Annotated in this window: 2 protein-coding genes; one reads left to right on the forward strand and one right to left on the reverse strand. The window is 72.3% G+C overall.

Annotated features, from left to right (window positions below; genetic code table 11):
• The coding region (locus HYE82_RS36610; RefSeq protein WP_179178533.1) for a BON domain-containing protein at positions 1 to 348 on the forward strand (348 nt) is incomplete at its 5' end.
• Positions 349 to 480: 132 nt separating this feature from the next.
• Here HYE82_RS36610 and HYE82_RS36615 read toward each other — a convergent pair.
• Positions 481 to 942 (reverse strand): OsmC family protein, encoded by a 462-nt coding sequence (locus tag HYE82_RS36615; protein WP_179178534.1) that lies wholly within the window; start codon positions 940 to 942, stop codon positions 481 to 483.
• Positions 943 to 1,258: the final 316 nt, after the last annotated feature.

Raw genomic sequence — 1,258 nt, forward strand, 5'->3', positions numbered from 1 at the left:
GAGACAACCCTCCCCCAGGCCGCCCGCCTCATGGCCGGCCGGCACGTCAAGCGGCTCCCCGTCGTCGACGCCGACGGCACCCTCAAGGGCATCGTCAGCCGCACCGACCTCCTCAAGGTCTTCCTCCGCACCGACGAGGACCTGACCGCCGAAATCCGCCAGAGCGTCGTCAAACGCCTGTTCCCGCTCTCCCACGCAGCCGTCAAGGTCACCGTGTCCCAAGGAATCGCCACCCTGACCGGCCAGGTGAAGGACCGGGACCTGATCCCCCTGGCAGAGCGCCTCACCCACTCCGTCGAGGGCATCGTCGACGTCCGCTGTCGGCTCCAGGCGCCCAGCACGGAATGAACTTCCAGGCCCACCCGCCGTACCGGCTGACCTCACCGCGCGTGCGGACCGGTGGTGCGCGACCACGCGAACGGCCTACCGGCGCGCTGGTGCCGCTCCGCGGGGGCGGGGCAGGGCCGCGAGGCGGCGAGGCTAACGAGGGGCCGGCGCCGGCGCCAGCTCGATACGGATCTCCGGTGGTCGGTGCAGCGTGTTGTGGACGGTGCAGTGGGAGGCGACGGCCAGAAGGCCGCTGCGGCGCTGCTCGGGCAGCTCGGGCGGCGGAACGATCACGAGGCGCACGACGGCGACACGGGCTGGTCGGTCGGCAGCCATGGTGAACTCCGTACGCACGCGCAGCCCCTCCCGAGGCAGGTCGTGTCGGTGCAGATAGCGTCCGGCGTAGAACGCCACGCACGTGGCCAGTGACGCGGCGAACAACTCGGTGGGCGTCGGCGCGCGGTCCGTCCCACCTGCTTCCACGGGCTGGTCGACCAGGAGTCGGTGGCCGCGGACATCGACTGCGTAAGCGTCGCCTCCGACGTGGGTGGCTTCGAAGTGGTGCACATCCTCGGCCCGCCGCCCGGCAGGCTGTTCAGACCCCGTGTCCGTCATGACCGCACCTCCGTCCGCAGGACGCCCGGCGTGCCGACGCCGCAGGCCGTTCGGCGGTTCACAAGGCCGCGTCGCGCCGAGCGGCGTCCGCGAGGGTCTCGTCCTCCCGCGCGCCACGGCAGCCGTGTGGGCATGAGGGGGTAGACCTCGATCTCCTTTCACGCCCTCGGGTCATGCCGTGGCTGCCGTCCATTGTGGATCGTCGGCTGGGATCCCGGCGCCGGGTCGCTCGGACCCGGAAGGGCCCCACCCGGCCCTTTACGGCGTGGACCATCGCCACGTGCGGAGGTCCACCGCCGGCCGGGGGGGGCGGGCG

The organism is Streptomyces sp. BR123 (assembly GCF_013401435.1).
Classification (GTDB): domain Bacteria; phylum Actinomycetota; class Actinomycetes; order Streptomycetales; family Streptomycetaceae; genus Streptomyces.

What these genes read in the sequence shown, in the direction of transcription:
- HYE82_RS36615 (WP_179178534.1), bottom strand. Translation starts at nt 942, where the DNA reads ATGACGGACACGGGGTCTGAACAGCCTGCCGGGCGGCGGGCCGAGGAT.